18 protein-coding genes are annotated in these 19,606 nt (G+C 45.8%); 5 read left to right on the plus strand and 13 right to left on the minus strand.

Features of this window, described 5'->3' with window-relative positions; all coding sequences use genetic code 11:
• Nucleotides 1-72: 72 nt before the first annotated feature.
• Nucleotides 73-1,329, minus strand: a complete 1,257-nt coding sequence (locus BUA17_RS18935; RefSeq protein ID WP_072734601.1) for an amidohydrolase — start codon at nt 1,327-1,329, stop codon at nt 73-75.
• Nucleotides 1,330-1,689: 360 nt separating this feature from the next.
• On the opposite strand from BUA17_RS18935, the gene BUA17_RS18940 reads away from it, so the two are divergent.
• The gene (locus tag BUA17_RS18940; RefSeq protein WP_244552187.1) at nt 1,690-2,058 is read left to right on the plus strand and encodes a VOC family protein; all 369 of its coding nucleotides are present in this window, start codon (nt 1,690-1,692) and stop codon (nt 2,056-2,058) included.
• A 129-nt stretch (nt 2,059-2,187) separates the two neighbouring features.
• Here the strand turns inward: BUA17_RS18940 and BUA17_RS18945 are convergent, their stop codons facing one another.
• The 8 genes from BUA17_RS18945 to BUA17_RS18980 all read right to left on the minus strand — a co-directional run bounded on the left by BUA17_RS18945 (nt 2,188) and on the right by BUA17_RS18980 (nt 10,007).
• Nucleotides 2,188-3,411, minus strand: coding sequence for a GNAT family N-acetyltransferase (locus BUA17_RS18945; protein ID WP_083584786.1), 1,224 nt, complete (start codon nt 3,409-3,411; stop codon nt 2,188-2,190).
• A gap of 256 nt (nt 3,412-3,667) precedes the next feature.
• Nucleotides 3,668-5,149, minus strand: coding sequence for a methyl-accepting chemotaxis protein (locus BUA17_RS18950; protein ID WP_072734603.1), 1,482 nt, complete (start codon nt 5,147-5,149; stop codon nt 3,668-3,670).
• A gap of 310 nt (nt 5,150-5,459) precedes the next feature.
• A complete protein-coding gene (locus BUA17_RS18955; RefSeq protein ID WP_244552195.1) occupies nt 5,460-6,476 on the minus strand; it encodes a pectate lyase family protein in 1,017 nt (338 codons plus the stop codon).
• Between the two features lie 234 nt (nt 6,477-6,710).
• Nucleotides 6,711-7,853, minus strand: coding sequence for a DUF4179 domain-containing protein (locus BUA17_RS18960; protein ID WP_072734605.1), 1,143 nt, complete (start codon nt 7,851-7,853; stop codon nt 6,711-6,713).
• The gene (locus BUA17_RS18965) at nt 7,843-8,391 is read right to left on the minus strand and encodes an RNA polymerase sigma factor (protein WP_231952419.1); all 549 of its coding nucleotides are present in this window, start codon (nt 8,389-8,391) and stop codon (nt 7,843-7,845) included. Before BUA17_RS18965 ends, BUA17_RS18960 begins: the two co-directional genes overlap by 11 nt.
• A gap of 140 nt (nt 8,392-8,531) precedes the next feature.
• A complete protein-coding gene (locus tag BUA17_RS18970) occupies nt 8,532-8,858 on the minus strand; it encodes a hypothetical protein (protein ID WP_072734606.1) in 327 nt (108 codons plus the stop codon).
• A 37-nt stretch (nt 8,859-8,895) separates the two neighbouring features.
• Nucleotides 8,896-9,519, minus strand: a complete 624-nt coding sequence (locus BUA17_RS18975; protein WP_063565390.1) for an SMI1/KNR4 family protein — start codon at nt 9,517-9,519, stop codon at nt 8,896-8,898.
• 38 nt (nt 9,520-9,557) lie between these two features.
• Entirely contained in the window at nt 9,558-10,007 is a 450-nt protein-coding gene (locus BUA17_RS18980; RefSeq protein ID WP_072734607.1) for a DUF6386 family protein, read from the minus strand.
• 100 nt (nt 10,008-10,107) lie between these two features.
• On the opposite strand from BUA17_RS18980, the gene BUA17_RS18985 reads away from it, so the two are divergent.
• The 3 genes from BUA17_RS18985 to BUA17_RS19000 all read left to right on the plus strand — a co-directional run bounded on the left by BUA17_RS18985 (nt 10,108) and on the right by BUA17_RS19000 (nt 13,301).
• A complete protein-coding gene (locus BUA17_RS18985) occupies nt 10,108-10,920 on the plus strand; it encodes a MerR family transcriptional regulator (protein WP_072734608.1) in 813 nt (270 codons plus the stop codon).
• Between the two features lie 658 nt (nt 10,921-11,578).
• Nucleotides 11,579-12,742 (plus strand): alpha/beta hydrolase family protein, encoded by a 1,164-nt coding sequence (locus BUA17_RS18995; protein WP_063565386.1) that lies wholly within the window; start codon nt 11,579-11,581, stop codon nt 12,740-12,742.
• Between the two features lie 181 nt (nt 12,743-12,923).
• Nucleotides 12,924-13,301, plus strand: a complete 378-nt coding sequence (locus BUA17_RS19000; protein WP_063565385.1) for a PilZ domain-containing protein — start codon at nt 12,924-12,926, stop codon at nt 13,299-13,301.
• A gap of 67 nt (nt 13,302-13,368) precedes the next feature.
• Here the strand turns inward: BUA17_RS19000 and BUA17_RS19005 are convergent, their stop codons facing one another.
• On the minus strand, nt 13,369-14,715 hold the full coding sequence (locus BUA17_RS19005; protein WP_072734609.1) for a uracil/xanthine transporter: 1,347 nt from the start codon (nt 14,713-14,715) through the stop codon (nt 13,369-13,371).
• Nucleotides 14,712-15,296 (minus strand): ankyrin repeat domain-containing protein, encoded by a 585-nt coding sequence (locus BUA17_RS19010; protein WP_072734793.1) that lies wholly within the window; start codon nt 15,294-15,296, stop codon nt 14,712-14,714. Before BUA17_RS19010 ends, BUA17_RS19005 begins: the two co-directional genes overlap by 4 nt.
• 184 nt (nt 15,297-15,480) lie before the next feature.
• On the opposite strand from BUA17_RS19010, the gene BUA17_RS19015 reads away from it, so the two are divergent.
• Entirely contained in the window at nt 15,481-16,374 is an 894-nt protein-coding gene (locus BUA17_RS19015) for a LysR family transcriptional regulator (RefSeq protein WP_063565383.1), read from the plus strand.
• Between the two features lie 103 nt (nt 16,375-16,477).
• On the opposite strand, the gene BUA17_RS19020 is transcribed toward BUA17_RS19015, so the two are convergent.
• Entirely contained in the window at nt 16,478-18,397 is a 1,920-nt protein-coding gene (locus BUA17_RS19020) for a beta-glucoside-specific PTS transporter subunit IIABC (RefSeq protein WP_072734610.1), read from the minus strand.
• Nucleotides 18,398-18,524: 127 nt separating this feature from the next.
• Entirely contained in the window at nt 18,525-19,376 is an 852-nt protein-coding gene (locus BUA17_RS19025; RefSeq protein ID WP_053781440.1) for a BglG family transcription antiterminator LicT, read from the minus strand.
• Between the last annotated feature and the right edge of the window lie 230 nt (nt 19,377-19,606).

The following is a 19,606-nucleotide window of genomic DNA, read 5'->3' on the forward strand; positions in this document are numbered from 1 at the left end:
TGCCTTGAAGCGCGTTCACCTCCTTAACCGATATGTAAGTGAAAGCCTCTCCTTGGTTGTAGTTATATCTTTCTAGAGCGTTCGTGCCAATCTCTCCAGCAGTTCCACCGCAGGAGCTAGCACTGCTTCATCAATATCGAATTCCGGATGGTGATGCGGAGCAGGCAGCTCGCTGCCAATAATCATATACGTTGCTTTCCCACCTTGTTCCTGCACGCGCCGAATCATGTAACTGGCATCCTCACTTCCGAGTGAAGCACCATCCGAAATAGCCTCCGCATGGGTAAATCCTGCGATGCCTTCACTTTGCTGCACAGCAAGCTCTGCAAGCTCCATATCACAGTGAATAGGGACTGCACCGCCAATGACTTCAACCGTAGAGCTTAACTCATGCATCGCCGCGCTGTGCTCGATGATCTGACGCACCCGTCGCTCCAGCTCACGATTCGTTTCTTCTGTCGTTGAACGGGTTTCAATCACCATCCGTGCGTGCTCGGGAATAATATTGGCCCCTGTTCCGCCTTCAAGAATACCCACATTAATGCGTGTATCTGCCGTGCTAAACCGAGGCAACGCATGAATATTAAGGAGTGCTGTAGAGGCTCCCAGCAAAGCATTCCGTCCTTCCTCCGGTGTAGCTCCTGCATGAGAAGACACACCTGTAAAATGGGCTTCCAGCTTGGTCGTTGCCAGGAATCCAGCAGACGCCCCTCTGACATGACCGGATGGCACACCTGTACCCAAATGTATGCAGAACAGACGGTCCACCTGTTCCAGCATGCCTTTTTCGACCATGGCATACGCACCACGCACACCTTCTTCAGCAGGCTGGAACAGCAGACGGATCTTCCCGGCGAACTTTCGGTTACTCAAACGTTCTGCAAGTGCAAGCCCAATGGCTGTATGTCCATCGTGCGCGCAAGCGTGCATAATGCCTTCATGACTGGAGCGAAATTTCCCCGCTTGTGGTATATGTTTGTCTGACTTGCTCTCACGGATCGGAAGTGCATCCATATCGAAACGGAACGCCGTTGTTGGCCCTTCCATTTCTCCTTGTAACTCAGCGACAACCGCCGTAAATCCCCCTCGCATCTGCTGCACAATCGCTGGATCTGCCCCTTCATGGATGGCACGCTGATATGCATCTTCCAACACTTCAGGGTTTGGCAGACCTCGCCGCGATGTGTCATCAATCGCATCTTTTCCATAGGCCACATGGTAACCCAGTTCCGTTAACATCTGCACGACTTTGGTAGCCGTACGAAATTCGGTGAATCCCAGCTCGGGATGTTCGTGAAGGTCTCGTCGAAGCGCAATAATATCAATCATGGTCACTCACCTCTCTCATCAAGCTCTCTATTTCATCATACATACACCTTTACACTACGAATTCTATATTATGGGTCGCTAATCCTGTTTCGCGTTACTTCTACACACATGCTTCACGCCCATAATGGGGACCCTTCGTGTCACAGGATGCGATTGATCTGATTCAATAAAAAAGTTGCCCGCTCATTGAACGGCACTCTTAGCCAAACTGCCCAAGAATATTCTTGGGCAGTTTTTCGATTTCACTTTTAAGTGCAACTTCTATAGGCAAAGGTAACGTGGTATGGTAGGCCCACGCACAAGCTTATCGTATAATAAGCATAACGTTGATGAATATGGCGCAAAAAAAAGGAGAAGCTCATGATGTTGATTAGACTAAATTGGATCACACTGCGGGTACACGATCTGGAAGCATCGCTCCGCTTCTACCACGATTTGCTCGGGCTGCCGATTCAGCGCAGATTCGAAAGCCGTGGACGGCAGATCGCCATGCTCGGACCAGAAAATGAAACGAAGCTGGAACTGATTGAGGGCAGCGAAACCACACTCAAGCCAGAGGCCGGTGTTTCGATCGGCTATGAGGTAAGGTCGCTGGACGAAGCCATGGAGCAACTCGCCGCATTAGGCATCCCGATTGTACGAGGCCCCGTCCAGCCCAATCCGCATCTGAGGTTTATTTACATTGCCGACCCAGATGGCTTCGAAGTGCAGTTGGCCGAACATGTATGATTAAGGCGCAATTATTTTTGAGGCGAATCTAAATAAGTGTACGTTTCACGATGACTGACCTGTTGTGTGTGGAGCCAAACCTACACGCGCACCCCACATAGGACGGCGTCAGCGCGCTGTTGTGCAAGTTTACAGCTTCATCCGACGCATCAGCGGCACACCTACTCGATTCAAAAGCCGTTCAAGCAGCAGCCAGCACCAGCGTCTGCTCATTGGCAAATGGCGCTCATACACGGCAGAATACTCGAAATCCGACACAGCGCCACGGTTGCGTTTGAACTGCGCAGCACCAGCACTCTCATGCAACAGATGACCGTTCTCACGGGCCTGTCCAATCAGGCAAGCTGATAGCATACGGTACAGTCCGATAGACTGGGGTAGCGCCGTATCGTAACCGAATAACGGCGTTGTCATCACCCCATTCCGACAGAAGTATCCCATAATCGCATCTATACGCCCTTCCTTTCGCAGACCATACAAGGTCAGTGTTCCCGAAGCTTTTGCTGTCGCAATGAACTGTTCACTGAATTGCGGATTATCATAAGAGTATTTTTCGAGGTATAGCAGCCTATACAGCTCCGCAATTCGCGGAATATCTTCCTCCGTCAAATTCGATCCGGAAACGAATTCATATCCGTGCTTGGTCAACAATTCGTAATCCCGCTTCAGCAGCCAGCGCGACTTCGCATTGCCGAAATTCGGATCATTCGCCTGGTATAGATAGATTTGCCGGCTCGGAATTAGTTGACAGCCTGCTTGCTTCAGTTCTCCCGTCAGATCGGAGTGAAGCCCTGGGCACAAGGAGCGAAATATGACGGCATGCTCAGGATAACGTTCCCTTACTGCTGCAAGCAGACAAACAGCCTGCTCTCCGGACATGGCTGGATACAGGTTTGTTGATAACAGCCAGTTGTTGATATGTACAACCTTGTTTATTTGTGATTGCCGCATTCCACACCCCACCACACTAAGCAGCGCGAAAAGCCCCTTTTCCAGCAACGGTTTCCGAAGCATCGTCAACTCCTGCTTGGCATACCTCACATAATGCGTATAAGGTGAACAAACGTAAGAATTTTCATACTCTGCATCATTTACCGTCAACGGAAGCACTAGATCGTCAATTCGAGCAATGAGTAAGGTTGTGTTTACATTTATAATGAAGTCCCGTGTCCCTTGCAACATCATGGGTTCCAAATATGCTCTTGCATATCTGCCATCCTCGGTGTTAGGCCAGTCCATATCTTGGAGCGAATTCAGATCATAGAAACGAACGCGACTATCGCGTCTTTGATTCTTCGCTGGATCTGTAAGATCGCGGCTATCCATCTTTTTTTCCATTACTGCATTCTTCACGTTCTGCTCCCCCAATTACCCAAACTTCCTGCCATCAATTGTTTTTTTACAAATTCCTATTCCTCCCATTATAGTGGGCCTGGATGAGCATCCACAATTGTTTCGTTGAAAACGGGCGGAGAGATAAGCCATCTAAAAACAAAAAAAGCCTGCCCCCACATCATGGTTGGAGACAGGCTCAGTAACTGAACTTCGAATATAAAATTGGTGTAATCAGGTGACTCCGATGCAGTAGGCTAGCTTCAGCCTAAGTATTTTACAGCGTACCCGTTGCAGAACCTACTTCGTCCTTATCCGATACCAACTCGTTCAGGTCCACAATCAGTTGCTCCAGTTCTCCGAAGCTGTCCACCATCTTCTCGGTCAGGTTGCGCTGTTCCTCCATACTGGCAAGAATTTCTTCCGTAGCAGCACTCGATTCCTGAGTCACACTTGAAATTTCTGAAACCTCATTAACCACTTTCGTAGAGGATTCCCTCATGGTGACTGAACTACTCTCGATATCTGCGGCCTGATTCAATACTTGCTGAGAATTGCTGTTGATCGTACGGAAAACTTCTTCTGCCGTTTGCACACTGTCTTTTCCTGCTTCCAAAGCGAGTCGAATACGCCCAAACCGATCCGTCAACGCCTGTGTCTGTCCTCTCAAACGGGACAAAATAGCAGCAATATCACTGGCCGAATGGCCGGAGTGTTCTGCCAGCTTGCGAACTTCCTCCGAAACGACTGCAAACCCACGTCCATGTTCACCTGCACGGGCTGCTTCAATCGCTGCATTGAGCGCAAGCAGATTCGTCTGGTTCGCAATATCCAAGATGCTGTTCAGCATTAGCGACATGGACTCACTTTCCTCGTTAAACTTACTCATATCATCGGCTGTGGTATTAATCGTTTCATACAGCTCCTGCATCTGAACATTCAGTTGATCCATCTGCGCACTGCCTGTTTCCGTGCTCGTTGCCATGCTGGCTGACAGTTCTTTCATCTGAAGTGAGTAGGAAGCAACATCGCGGATATGCTGATCCGACAAGGACAAGGACTCTGAAATTTCAGCCACACTGGTGGCCTGGAATTCAACCCCTTTGGCCACCTCGCTGAATCCAAGCGTTACTTCATGGGTAATGGAGCCGGTGTCGGTTACTTTTTGCTTCAGTTGATCCGTATAACGAGATAGGCCCTCTACAGATTCTTTGACCCTTACAAGCATTGTTTCCACTCTCATTTTGGAATGCTCTACTTCTTGCCAACGCGCTTCGCTATCCCAAAAGAGTCTTTGATTCAACTGGGAAACCAGCATCAGAATGGCTCCCGTAAGCGCAAACAATCCTACATCAACAATATGGCCAATAAATTCCTCGGAGCTCTTTGTCTCCACCAGAACGACCTGAATAATACTGATGATAAACAACACGAAAAATCCGGTAGTGAACAGTTTCTTGTCGGGATAGAGCAACAATACTGAAGTGATGACCAGACTTAAAGTGATGTTAACACTTCCCCAGCCTGCATAGACTCCACAAACCGTAATCAGGAGTGTACAAAGCCACGGGATCACATGAATATACTTCTTTTTGATATTGGCGTACGTTACCCAACCGGTGAATAAAATAGCTACCCCACTCGAAACAAGCAGCTTGGGTTCCAGAAAGGCCATACCAAAACCGATGGCAACAATAACCCACAGGATGATACAGATCAGCTTGTTCCTTTTCCAGATGATTTCGTCATAACGATTCATGAATTTCCCGTCCTTTTTATCAATTAAATACGATGGTGAAACATTTCTGTACTATCTTTTATCAGTCTTTGGTCCTTGCTTATGAATAAATCGCAAAGTCCTAGGGCTTTGTTATAGTACATTAGGTCTTCATAAACATGAAAACACACTTAATGTATATCGGAATTTTATTATAAATTTTTAATATATGAAGGAATATAATATGTACTTATATTTCAGGAATTTTATTTGGTTTTCTCCATAGTAAAAAAATAGTAAAAACCCGCATCAGGGATACGGGCTTTCACATGTTAAGAAGATCAGCTACCTTTTATTTCCCGAACACAAGTGTGTTGTTAGACGAACCTGCATACTTGGTGACAAACTCGCGGGCATAACTGGCTGTCTGTACTTCATAGCTGTAGTTGGAGCTCGGTCTCCAACTCGTTTGAGGAGAGGATGGACTGCTTAACGCAGGTGTGCTGCCTGTATCCGTAAATTCCCCGTTTCCTTTATCATCCAGAATGCCGCCTTTTTCAGCGCCTGCACCGAAATAATTGTTTTCAGAATAAATGCGTGCTTTCTCGCCAATGGTAATCGCCTGGTTAAAGTTGTTCGCGTAATTGTTTTTGATATGGAAATAACCGTATCTCATGAGACCAGGACCACGTACATACAGGTTTTCAAAATAGTTATTAGCCATCGTTACATGAGGTACACCATTATAGCTGCTGTTGCCATCATTCGGGTATCCGAGAATAATTCCGTATTTGTGGTTTGCAAATTTGGAATTGCTGATCGTTATATAATCTGCACGATCCCCAATATACAAGAGCTTGTCCAGATCACTTCCGCTCGAGCTGTAGCTATGGCCGGAGAACGTCACGTGATCGATCCAGTAGTTGGAGCCTGAAGTAATATACATCTGGATATCGTCGTTAGCATTAATATTGGAAGCGTGTTCAAAAGTCAGATTCTGAAAAATGACATTGCTTGAGCTGGACGTCGATCTGAAATGAATGTTCGTCAGTGTGTGTTTATCAAAAGAGCCTACCAAAGTTTTGTTCGATCCAAATTCGACTTTCTGCAAGGTAGAGGAAGAAATATTTTGTTCAATAACCAGTATTTTAGCTGTTGTGCCTGCCATATGTGTTCGCAGATCGTTCAGATTGCTGATGTAGATGACCTGACCGTTCTTACCACCTGTCGTGGCTGATTTGGATACACCACTCTCATTTTTGGCGTTACCGGCAAAACCCGTTAAACCATTGGTGCCTGTGTTGGGATAACTGGCCGCACCATATGTAGCGGGTGCCGTAGAGACCGTGGAGACTGTCAATAATAACAGTGTTACAGCGAGTAAAAGAATCGAAAATTTCTTCAAAATTTCACCATCCTTTATAATTTTATCCTGCAAGACAAGTTGATTATATCGTGTAACATCAGATGTGACAATACAAAAATTGCAATTTAACCATTATTTTTATTTTTTTGCAACAGCAGTCCCCGTATAAGAAAAATGAAAAGACGACACAAAGTCATCTGCAAAAACCATGAATTTGTATCGCCCTTCCTTTGAATCCTATTTGATTTTCAGTTCCAGCTTGTGTTTCTCGGCTTCTTGCAAATCATCGTAAACTTTGCCGGGTTCACCGTGAAGTTTTAATACCAGAGATTGGGGGGCATCCAGCAGATTACTACTGAAGGAATAGATCATCCCATCTTCCGTCCCGTTACCTGACACACGGGACAACAAGGTCTCCTGCCTGTCCTTGGTGGTGGATACAATCTCGGTAGGGTTGACCACATCACTGACAGAGAGTTTGGTTTTATAATCAATCTTTTGATTAGGTTCATAGATAAATCTTACCCGTGTCACAAGTGGAGATACCTCTGCTTCAGATAACATTACCTCATGACCGCCAATCGTAAATAACTGATTAAGTTTGATCTTCTCGGTCTTGGGCACCGAAAATTTAGGGTCCAGATCGAAGCTCACTTCCATCGGTTTCGAAAATTGGTATTTGGTATCTTTTTTAACCTTATTCGTGTCAGTCAGCAGATCAGGAACTACAGATGAAATGCGAAAATTGAACTTCACTTGTCCAGGAAGCGGTGTATTCCCATCCATTTCAACGGTGCTACGTCCATAAAGTGTATACTTTCCATTGGAGCTATACAGACTGCTTATACCGCCATTGCCAAGTGATTGGTTCGTCATGCCATTGACCATACTCGTTTTGGGAACCGAATATATCTCCTGGGAAGCATCCGTCTGGGCTGTATACAATACAATCATCTTGTTTTCATCCGCCATCACAGCATTGACGGTTAATTGATATATTCCTGATTTCACAGAACGATTCACGAGCTGTACATAACCATTGTTAATTGCAGATGTAATCGTGTTTCCGTCTACATCTTTTCCAGCCAACTCCCGAAAAGGTTCAAGAACTCCCCAATTCTGTGCAGGCTGGCTGTACATTGCCTGTTGTGGTGTAGAACCGCCAAGCGGACCCAGCAGCAGCCAACCGGCTGCCAGAGCGGTTACGAGCACAGCCGTAATCCACTTTAATTGCACATGACCTGTCATTCGCCGGGTTCTGGCCTTTGCCAGACCTCGCTGAATGGCAAAGGCCGCATCCGCTGGATTCAATTGTTGTCTCTCCAGCTTAGCCTGGGAAGCATCTGCGAAAAGTGCCTGTTCCTCCGGACTAGTTGTCATGCCAATCCCCCCTGTTCTTCATCTGTTTCCGTAACAGTTCCAACCCTTTATGCTGCCAGGTCTTGATGGTGCCCTCCGGTTTGCCAAGAATGGAGGCAATCTCAATTGACGTCATGTCGTTATAGTATTTCAGCAGAAGTACATGGCGATATTTGGGTTTGATTTTCTCAAGCATGGACCACATCGCAAGTCTATTGTCGCTGCATCCTGCACTGACAGACTCGGATATCGCCTCCTCCAACCCTTCGCTCGGCAGTGGTGTTGCCCGTTTGCGACGCCTTTGTTCATCAATGCACACATAGATCAGAATACGTATAATCCACGATTTGAACGCCTTCTCATTTTTCAGAGAGCGACGCTTGATCCAGGCCCGGCATGTCATCTCCTGCACCGCTTCGAGCGCATCGTGACGATTACGCAGGTAACTGTAGGCAATGGAGATCAGCGTGTCCTGATGCTCCATGATGGATTGGACAAATGCCGTCTCGTCTTCGCTCTGTACAAACAGCATCTTTTTCATCTCGGCTTTGGTTTCCACCCTGCAATCCCCTCCTTCTCTCTCTTTCTGTGGTTTAAGACGGATGAACAAGCCAAACCGTTTTTTATTTATTTTTCATCACAAAAAAGCCCCGCCTAATCCTGAGGAGGAAGCTCTTGTATTGATTTCCGCATCATTATTTAAAGTTCAAACCATTCCAGCTCAGCGTCATCCTGATTCGTAGCTGCTCCCATCTGCCTTAGCCAGTTTGCTGCGAATTCACCTCCTACATGAAACAGACAATATATGTATAACTCTCCCTCTACAATCTCATTCATTCCCGATGCCACTTCAATCGAGACTTGTAGAGCTTCAGGCCAGGGCGAACCCTCCTGAAGCAACGCAAACCCATCTTCATAATGCTCCAACTTATACAAGTCTGAGAAGGTTAAGGACTCCGCCAGTCGCTTCACAATCCGAGGCAAAATGACAGGATTTGTTGTTCTGATGCCATATTCCCAGCCCACATGGTACCTCCTTTAATCAAAAGTTAGCTAAAGGCTACTACTCTTGCTCATTCAATTCATTGATCGAGCGGTCCAGCCACAATTCATACCAGTCGAGAAAACCCAGCCGCTCCGCGTTGCCCATATAATGATCCGGATAAATTCCATTACTGTTCGCTCGATCATCGGTCCAGATCTCTCCGTAGGACAATCCCTTCACGATCAGATTGAGCGAGACGCCACATCCAAAATCACTGATTCGCAGCATCCCTGCCGACCATTTCGGATCATAATACTCATGTTCAAGCGCTGCCCACTCGTCCTCTTCTTTGCTGTCGTCGTACCAGTCCACATCCCAATTCCAGGATTCCACATGTGGAAACGGCTCAGAAATTGCATTCAACTCATCATCATAATCCATCACCAAATATATGCCGTTCTCCGGCTTTTCCAGCCCATAATAAGGACCTGTACCACCACTTCCAATCCCAAGCAAAAAAGCTTGATACTCTTCAGGCAGCGCTATCTTCCATTTCTGTTCAAAAGCTTTAATTTCGTCCAATGTCCATACCGGAGCCATCTCATATTGATGATTCTCTGCCCCAAACAGATTCCGCTTCGGGTCCAGAGTCTGGAGTTTGTTCAACTTTCCCTGTATGCGTTCCAACTGGGGATTGTGCATGTCTGTAGGCCTCCTTCCATCGCGTTGTACCTATAACGTCAAATTCGGATCAAGTCATTCAAACTATTTTCGCTTTGCAGACTGGATTTGATGTTAATCCATATTTGGTTGTTGTCCCTCGATATCGCGCACGCATAATTTCCGGGCTCCATCTGGAGCAACACACCACCGCAAGACTCATCGGGTTCTAGCTCGCCCCCAGTGACATCCTCCGCTGCCCCCAGATACACGTTACCGGAAGGGACAAGTAGATGGTATACCTTTGCATTCTCCAGTTCCTTCCCCGCATCATCCAGACTCCATGTCACCTCATACTGTCCATCTTCACCCAGATTCAGAAACAAACAGTTGCCTGCATTTACCTCTGTCAGTTCATCTTCCGCAATAGACCACCAGTCCTGTGTGTCTCCAACACGATGTTTTAACGTCCCCAGATCGTACAGGCACAATGCTGCCGTATCCGTGAAGATCTGAAATTTCCCGTTCATTCTATCTCTCCTTTCTAAATCAAAATAAACACCTTGACCCTAGGTCAGACCTAAGGTTTATAGTGGAACTATTCCATTCAAGCAGACAGGAGCCAGCTTAATGAACAAATACATTACGATTAGCGAATTATCCAAATTAATGCATGTTTCAATCCATCAAATTCGATACTTTGAGGAAAAAGAAATACTTTTCCCGGCATATGTGGATACCAACCACTACCGTATGTATGGAATGGATGAGATCTACCAGCTTTCTCACATTCTTTTATTGCGCAAGTTGAATGTCCCTGTTCAGCAAATCAAAGAGTGCATGCTCTCCTATTCCGCAGATGACTATAACCGATTATTAACCGATTCACTTCGAGCTGTACAATCACAGATTGATTCGTTAATGCATATGGAACAATTCATTCAAGGCATATTGCAGGAACAGCAGGAATGGATCAGCCAATCCCAGCAGGATCAGTGTATACCCATATATGAGATAAAGGAAATTCCTGTTCGGCATTTCACCACTTGGATCACCATCCAACCAAACGAATCTCTGCATGCCCGTGCACTTTATCAGCATCGTACGGATCAACCTGCATTGTTTGAAATTGATTTACACTACTTGTATACCTTAGACCAGGTTGCAGTCTGTGTTCCGTTTTCTAATGCTACCAGCGATTCTTTTGTTGAAAAAGGGTTATATCTAACCAGATCATTCACAGTGACATCCGAAGAAAATATTGCCCAGGAAATTCATCACCTTAAGGAATATGCATTTCAAGCCACTTACGTGCTGGTAGACCCTATAATCTTGATTGAAAAGTCCTATCTCTCCATGTTAGGAACTGATCAATTACACTATGAGATTCAGGCCAGAATTGAGGTCACTCCTCCTAAAGTGAAAGAAAGGAACCCATTATGAACCTCACGACTCCAATTCAAATTGTGGACTATGATGATCAAAATCAACATCAACTGGCTGTCCGAAAATTAATAGTCCATTCTTTTGCAACCAAGTTTGAGGCTCTTGTTCGGCTCGCCCCAACGGAAATAGTTGACTTGCTTGGCGCTATATGGATTGATCAGGGAAACTCACCCTCCGATAGGCAGTTCATTGCAATGGATGGAAACCAGGTTGTCGGGGTTCTATGCCTGAAATGGTGCCTCAAAAACCCCCTACAGATAAAAAAGGAGATCCATCACATTCCACTCCGTAAGCTTTGCAAGCAATACGGACTACGCAATGTCTGCATGTTTATGGTCGGAATGATTGCCCTGGAATATAAGCCAAGTCCACACGAATGTTATATTGAGCATTTGGCTGTAGCTTCAAGTCACCGAAAGCGTGGGATTGCCAGACAGTTGCTGATTACTGCTCAGCAGTTTGCAAACCAACATCTCCATTGTAAATATATATCTTTGCACGTATCCAGCAGCAACACACAAGCCATTCGTCTTTACCAACAATTGAACTTCAGAGTGGAATCATCACACAACAGCATTTCCCGAAAATTCCTGTTCCGTGAACCTGAATGGATTTTCATGATGATCCCTATCTCTAACATACAGGAGGCATTTCAGTGTTTAAACAACAGCCCCCTAGACTAAGATTATTTACGACCTCAGTTTTCAAATGGCTGATCGGTGTAACAATCATCATTCTGGCTATTGTGTCTTGGCTGCTCATTCAGAACACATTCAACATGAAAGAAACACGCATCTCCATTCCAACCTCATATGGACAATTAACGGGTATACTCACACTGCCCAAACAGCATTCAGATAAGGTTGGCCTTGTCGTTTTTGTACATGGTGATGGTCCGATTAATGCCAGTTATGACGGTGGGTATCGACCTTTGTGGGAAAAGCTTGCCATGGCGGGGTATGCCTCCCTCTCGTTGGATAAACGTGGTGTTGGCGGTTCCTCGGGAAACTGGCTTGACCAAACCATGGAGGATCGTGCACAGGATGTCTTAACCGCCATTGAATGGGCCAGAAAAGAACCCTCTATTGATCAAGATCGAATTGGTTTGTGGGGTGCCAGCCAGGCTGGATGGGTCATTCCAAACATCGTGAAACAAGATCCGGATATTGCATTTAGCATTTTGGTTTCCCCCGCCATCAACTGGATTACACAGGGCAGATACAACACCCAGCAGGAAATGCTCCAGAAGGGATATACCGAGGAAGAGATCACTGCAAGGCAGCTCTATAATGACCAGGTTCTGCAGCTGATTCGAAACAAGGCCACCTATGATGAATATAAACTCATAGCTAATAAGGACCAACTCATTTCCAAGGAGCGTTGGACGTTTATCGTCAACAATGTGGAATCAGATGCCACAGATGGGCTCGTTTCGTTTCATAGCCCTGTTCATCTCGTGCTTGGAGGTCAAGATATAAATGTCGATGTTCAAGAGACAGAGCGCGTGTATCGTCAGATGATTCCACAATCACTGCTCAGTGTAACCAAACTACCGGATGCTGATCATTCGATGCTGCCCTCTTCACTGGTACATTCTACGTTCAAAACCTATGCAACGGCCTTGTTCTCGCCACGAAAACTAATGGACGCACAGTATTTGGATGATATTGTTCAATTCTTGAACTCTATTCACGCAGTTGATCAACCGTTTGTTGCACACTTCCGGTTCCCAATCGATTCATTTCTCCTGAAATTCTTAAGAAAAATGACGCAATTTGATCCGCTCCATCCCCTTTTGATCCGCAGGCGAGATTATTAGAACCATATTTAACCATTATATCAAGCCCGGCACACAGGTTAAAGGTACTCAAGAGTTAACTAGGTTCATGTTATACATGTGAAGAATTAAGGTGTTAGCAAACAAGGTTATTCTCTTCATTTTTTTAGCAAAAATGACGATATAATCATAACTGACTTTTTTTGATTTTGTGGAGGAAACCATGGCTATCAACCTTAGAAGAGAACCTTTTCGCTATACTTTAAAGGAACCGATAATGTTCGAAATTTTTATACTCAGCATTAACGGCGCCTCAGCACCACCCAAACCCATTCAAGCGGAATTATGCGATATCAGCCGATCGGGCTGTCAGCTTTCATTTCCGTTAAATCTGCATGTGGAGTCCAATAACATCCGAATCGGCATGAACTTGTTGCTTTTTGAAGACCCCTTGTATTTGGAAGGAACGCTGCGCTGGGGCAAAGAAGAAAATAACCAATGGCACTACGGCGTACAGCTGGAGATCCAGCAAGGCAATCATGAGCGTTTATCCAGAGAAATGAGAATGCTTGCGGGGCAAGGCAAAATTATGGTGAAGTAACCCGGGAAGCACGAATCTAACAAAAAAAACAGCCCGGTGAACCGGACTGTTTCAATATTTTAAATTTTCAGGCTGCTTTGGTAGCAGTCGTAGTATTGTCCATCTTGGACCAATCCACTGTGGTTTCGAGCAAAAGTGACACCACAACCCCAATGACAAGCCCATTGCTAATGATCGGAATGAGATACATGGGCAGAGCATGAAACGCTTCAGCAGGGATGTTCATTACAGCAACACCTGTAAGAACAGGCAGTGCCACACGATAGATGGTTTTGGAATTAAAGGTGGTGCCTTCAAGTGTTCTTAGGGCTGTACCGAACATTTGCAAATAGGCTACAAATAGAACGGCGCTCCCTACACTGGGAGGGATTTGTGCGAAAAAGGCTGTCACGGAAGGTGTAAGTCCCAATATACATAACATGCCTGCTCCAACAACAAACGCAGCCCGTTTCAGAATGCGGGTGCTCTCCAGGAATCCGATTGAAGAAGCAAATAATCCGAACGGCAGTACACCTACACACGCAGATAACATGGTGAATAGTCCCGTGAGCATGTACGATCGTTTATATTGTTGGCTGGTCGTTTGCACTCCATATATTTTTTCGACGGAGCTTAATGTGGTGATGGAGTTCGTCATATTCACCAGCCCAACAAAAAAAGCTGTGATGACGATTCCCGGTTCCCACTTCGGCGTCCCCCATGGAAACCAGGAAAACAGGTTTAAATCCTGTTGACCTGATGCTCCTGCATGCTGTCCAGGGAACACAAAACTGTAGGCAATCCACCCCGTCACGATGCCAATCAGGATGGAATAGTTGCCAAGCTTGCCTTTTCCCTTAAGCTGGATTAAGGCCACAAGAAACGCAATAGCAACGGACAACGCCGCTACAGGCAGGTTGAATGTGCCAAACTCGGTGTATCCAACCATGCCTTTGAAGAAATTCATGGTCAATTGAATCGTCATCAGAAATAACATCGCACTCTTGACCATTGGTGTGAACAGCTTCTGAAGCACATGCGCCGCTCCAAGCCCGCCAAGGATCATCATCGTCAGCCCAGCTAACAGGAAACCCGCAGCCAGTCCTCCCCCAATACGTTCCAAACTCATTCCTGCCGATGAAGCCGAGGCCGTTAAGCTTAGCGTCAGCCCCCACCATAACCCCGAGGGACCATCCATCACGGCATAACGATGGCCAAAGAACGCCTGTAATATACACACAGCCCCGGTAAGCAAAAAGGCATGCTGCATCGACGCAGCAATGGCCTCCGGTGAAAGCTGAAAATTGTGTCCGATGGATAACGGCACCACCACTGTGTTGGTAAACAGGAAGAAAAACCACTGAATACCTGCCAATGCAAGCGATGACGCACCCTTTAAATTATTTTGCAAAGATTGCTCTTGATGTCTGTTCATGATTGGGTTAACATTCGCTCCATTTCTTTATAATGATGCCTCCGGGCATGCGCAAATGCTGTAACGCCGTCCCGGTCAGCAATGGAAGGATCGGCACCATATTGCAAAAGCAATGCTACGATCTGCTGATGGCGAGTGCCGCCATCCCCCAGAATGACCGCTTCCAGCAAAGCTGTCCAGCCCAGATTGTTGATATGGTTCACATCCACATCCGTGCATTTCAGAAGGATCTCCACAATATCGACATGACCTCGATCTGAAGCAGGAATCAGAGCTGTGCCCCCAAACCGATTCGTAATCTGGGTATCGGCACCTGCTTTTATAGCCAGTTCGACCATTTTACGCAAACCTTCCGCACTGGCATACAGCAGCATGTTGTCCAGTCGTTGATCCTGGATGTTCACATCCGCTCCCGCTTCAATAAGCATACTTGCCGTCTCTGGCTTGTTGCCATGTACCGCGGCCATCAGAGGTGTCCGTCCTCGCGCATCCCGGTCATTCACTCCGGTTCCTTGTGCGATAAACCGCAGCACATCATCTGTATGTCCAGCTTCAGCAGCTGCATGTATTGTTTTCAGCATCGCACCTTCACCCTCCAATTCGTCGTCATCCTCACGGCATATATTCGATAGATCATAATCGACATGTGTGATTTGCAGTGTTTAAATCTTATGTATGGTAACATAGGATGTAAGTATAATAAAAATACATGTTTTGTTGGTTTCCCATATGAAAATCATATCGCTGCAAATAAGGAGAACACACGTGGATATCAAACAATGTCGCTATTTCATCGCGATTGCCGAGGAGAGACAGATCACGGCGGCAGCGCGCAGATTACACATGGCTCAGCCTCCTTTAAGCCAGCAGCTCAAGCTGATGGAAGACGAGCTCGGCGTGGCTTTGTTTGAACGCAAAGGACGCAGCATGGAGCTGACACAGGCGGGTCGAAGCTTCTATGATTATGCGGTCACAATGACCAAATATATGGAAGAAGCCGTCATGGAGATGCAAAGCTTCAGGTATGGCATTCGGGGCAAGCTGTCGCTTGGCATTAATACCATTTCAGATCGTTTGATCCCACAGGCGCTCCAGCAGTTTCGGACAACACACCCTCAGGTGACTTATAAAATTCAGCAAAATGAATCTGCACAGCTCTGCCAGCTCTTGGGTGAAGGCAAAATTGAGCTTGCCTGTGTACGGATGCCTGTCAAAACAGAGCAATATGAAGTGCTGCATCTACCGCAGGAAGCTCTCTTCTATATTTCCTCCACACCACTGAAGTCAGCGGATGAGCGCGGGATTTATTTTCAAAAGCTGGCCGATATCCCTCTCTTGCTTCCTAGCACTGAAGGACTCGGGATGTTCGAACTGATATTACAGAAATTCCGTGAGCATCACGTGAACCCTTCGATTGCGGGCGAATGCTCGGATATTAACATGTTGTTGGAACTTGTGCGACTCGGTTTTGCAAGCTCCATCGTGCCCCATACGGTTCTTCAGCTTTATCATGAGCATCCGTTCCATATCTATCGTATTCAAGATGCGCAATCTAACGTAGATTCTGCGCTTGTGTGGCATCGCAATCGTCATCTTTCCAAGCCCGCGCAGCACTTTGTACAATTGGTTCAGGAGCTGCTGCCTTCTCGCTCGGTGTAGTGTCCAGCAAATATCAGCCATGAAGAATATCGTCCATATACTAAAAAGCAGCAGCCTTGCCGGAATAATTTCATCCGGAAAGACTGCTGCTTTTTGATGTTCGTTAAGCTTTTGCCGTGAACAACAATTCTTTTTCCTTAATCGTTGTACGTCCGGCAGACTCAATTGAATTATATTGATACATGTTCGTAATGATGACCGGCGTAATCGTTGTGTAACCGGCTTTTTCGATTTCTTCTCTGTCGAATTCCATCAGTACATCACCAACGGCAACCTTCGCTCCTGCTTGAACTTTAGGGGAGAAGAATTGACCTTTCAGTTTCACGGTATCAATCCCGATGTGAATCAGCATTTCAGCGCCGTCATCACTAACGAGACCAATGGCATGTCCACTCTTCGACAACGAGAATACTGTACCGTTAATTGGAGAAACCACACGGCCTTCCGACGGCTGAATCGCAAACCCTCTACCCATAATCTCTTCGGAGAATGCAGGGTCTGGAACTTCGCTCAGTGATTTAACTTCACCAGTAATTGGGCTAAATACTTCTTGATCCAGTGCTTTAGTTTCTTCGATAGCAGTTATTGCGGAAGCAGAAGTCGTTGCTGCTGGTGTTGTAGGCTCAGCAGCTGGCGTAGCTTCAGCCGATTGTGGAGCATTGTCTTCTTGGAAACCAAGGATGTACGTCAGTACTGCTGCTGCTACGATGGCAATCAAACCCCCAGCCAGAGCGTAGAGTAACGTGCTAATTGCCGGACTGATAAATGCTGCAATACTTGGCAGACCCACTAGACCTGTAAGTACATAAGCTTTAACATTGACGATCCCCATGAATCCACCTGCAACAGCTCCACCGATCAGGGCAGCAATAAATGGTTTTTTGAACTTCATATTGATCCCGTACATTGCCGGTTCCGTAATCCCCATAATAGCCGTAAGACCTGTGGAATAAGCAAGCGATTTAGTTTTACCATTTTTCGATCTAAGACCAACACCAAATGCTGCACCACCTTGTGCCAAGTTAGCTGCAAACATCAGTGGAATAATAAAATCGTAACCGAGTGATGTCATCGAACCAACAATGATCGGCAGCAGTGCATAGTGCATACCCGTAATGATCAGAAGTGACATCGTACCACCAATCAAGATACTTGCGAATATAGACATATTGTCGAACAACCAGGAAATACCACCTGACAAACCATTACCGAGCACTGTACCCAATGGTCCAACTGTCATCAAGGTCAGAGGAACCATAATTAACAGGGTAACCGTTGGAACAATCAGAAGCTTAAGTGAAGCATGTGTAACACGATCAACCGCTTTCTCTACATAGGAAGCAATCCAGATTGCGAGAATAATTGGAATAACCGTAGAAGAATAGGTTGCTGCTATAACCTTAATGCCCACAAATGTGGTGTCACCATTGGCAAGCAAGGCTGTAATCGTCGGATGCATAATCCCCGCTGCCAACGCTGCAGCAATATACATATTGCTACCGAGCTTACGTGCAGCACTGATCGCCAGAATGATCGGCAGGAAGTAGAATGCACCATCACCGATAGCAGATAAAATGATATAAGTTGAACTGGTATCAGACAACCAACCTACAGCTACCAGGATTGCCACGATCCCTTTGATCATACCGGCACCTGTAATCGCTGGCAGAATCGGCGTGAATATTCCGGAAATAAAGTCGAACAATGCACTTACTGGATTTCTCTTTTTCTTAACCCCAGTCGAAGTACCGGTTGATCCAGCGTCTGCATTCGGGGATTTGGACATGTTGCCTACAAGTGCATTATACACAACGGGCACATCGTTCCCGATAATGACCTGGAACTGTCCGCCATTCTCCATAACGCCCATAACGCCAGGTGTATTTTTCAGCGTCGCTTTGTCCGCTTTTTTGTTGTCATTCAGGTTAAACCGGAGTCTTGTCATACAGTGTGTGACTTGATCGATGTTCTCTTCGCCACCAACAAGCTTCAGAATATCCTTGGACAATTGTTGTTTATCCATTGTGTTTTGCTCCTTTTATGTGTAATGAAGGTTAAAAAAAAACCTAAACACTGAATAATGACAAAGCAGTTTCAGCTTATCATTATTCAACGTTTAGGTTTTGCCTTTTTTGCAGTAACAATCCCAATTATTCAATTGTTTGTTCAGTTCTGACAACTCGTTCAATATGAATGGTCAGATATAGGATTTCTTCCTTGGATAAGACCCGGCTATAGATCTTGCGAGTATAGTCGTTAATCTTACAGGCACAAGCATGTGCCTCAGGATATTGTTTGCTCACCAGGTCATGAAGCGGATTATCTGCTTCCTTATCTTCAATCGCTGTACCGTGTAGTACGCGCTGAGCAAAGAACTTCAAATGTGTCAGGAATCGATAATAACTCAGCGAATCCTCATCCAGCTCAATGACAAAGCTGCGTCGTACAATGTTGAGTATATCTTTTACGATATTCGTAATGCTGATGGTTTCTCTCATCTCACCGTTCATCTGGGCATTGACTAGATGCATTGCGATGAATGCGCATTCGTCTTCAGGAAGCAGGACACCCAATGTTTCTTCAATAATCTGAAGTGCCTTGAGCCCAATGGCATATTCCTTGCGGTACATGCGCTTGATCTCCCAGAATAATGCATTACGAATCTGCAAGCCTTGACGATGCCGGTCAATGGCAAAATGAATATGATCCGTAAGTGAAATGTAGATGCTTTCATGAAGCTTCTCACCCAACACGGTCTCGGCGTAACGAATAATCTCATCCGAGCATTCAACATATTCAACTGGAATATCAGACAGAAGCGTTTTCAGTTTCTGCGATACTTCCTTGCTTTCCAATGAGAATATTTTTTCGACCAGACTGTCGTCTATCGTTTCACCAGTATGCTTTTTGAAGGCTATGCCCCGTCCCATGACGACCAGTTCGTTTCCTCCTGGATCAATCACAGTAACTACATTGTTGTTCAGCACCTTCTCAATTTTCATTTCTTCACATCACCTTGCACCGTCAAAGTAGTAAAAGGCAAAACCAAAGCTGGTCATGATACACATGCCCCGCTTCTGGTTTTGCCTGATTGAACAGTAACAATCCAGTATTCATTAGCCTTAGGCCCATCTTACCATATAATTATCCATCTGACAATGTTTTTGTGAAAGCGGTTAATGTGCTTGAATATGACACAAGAAGATGCTGCCCACATATGTCTTTGGAACTA

Source organism: Paenibacillus sp. ov031, assembly GCF_900143165.1.
Lineage (GTDB): Bacteria > Bacillota > Bacilli > Paenibacillales > Paenibacillaceae > Paenibacillus > Paenibacillus marchantiae.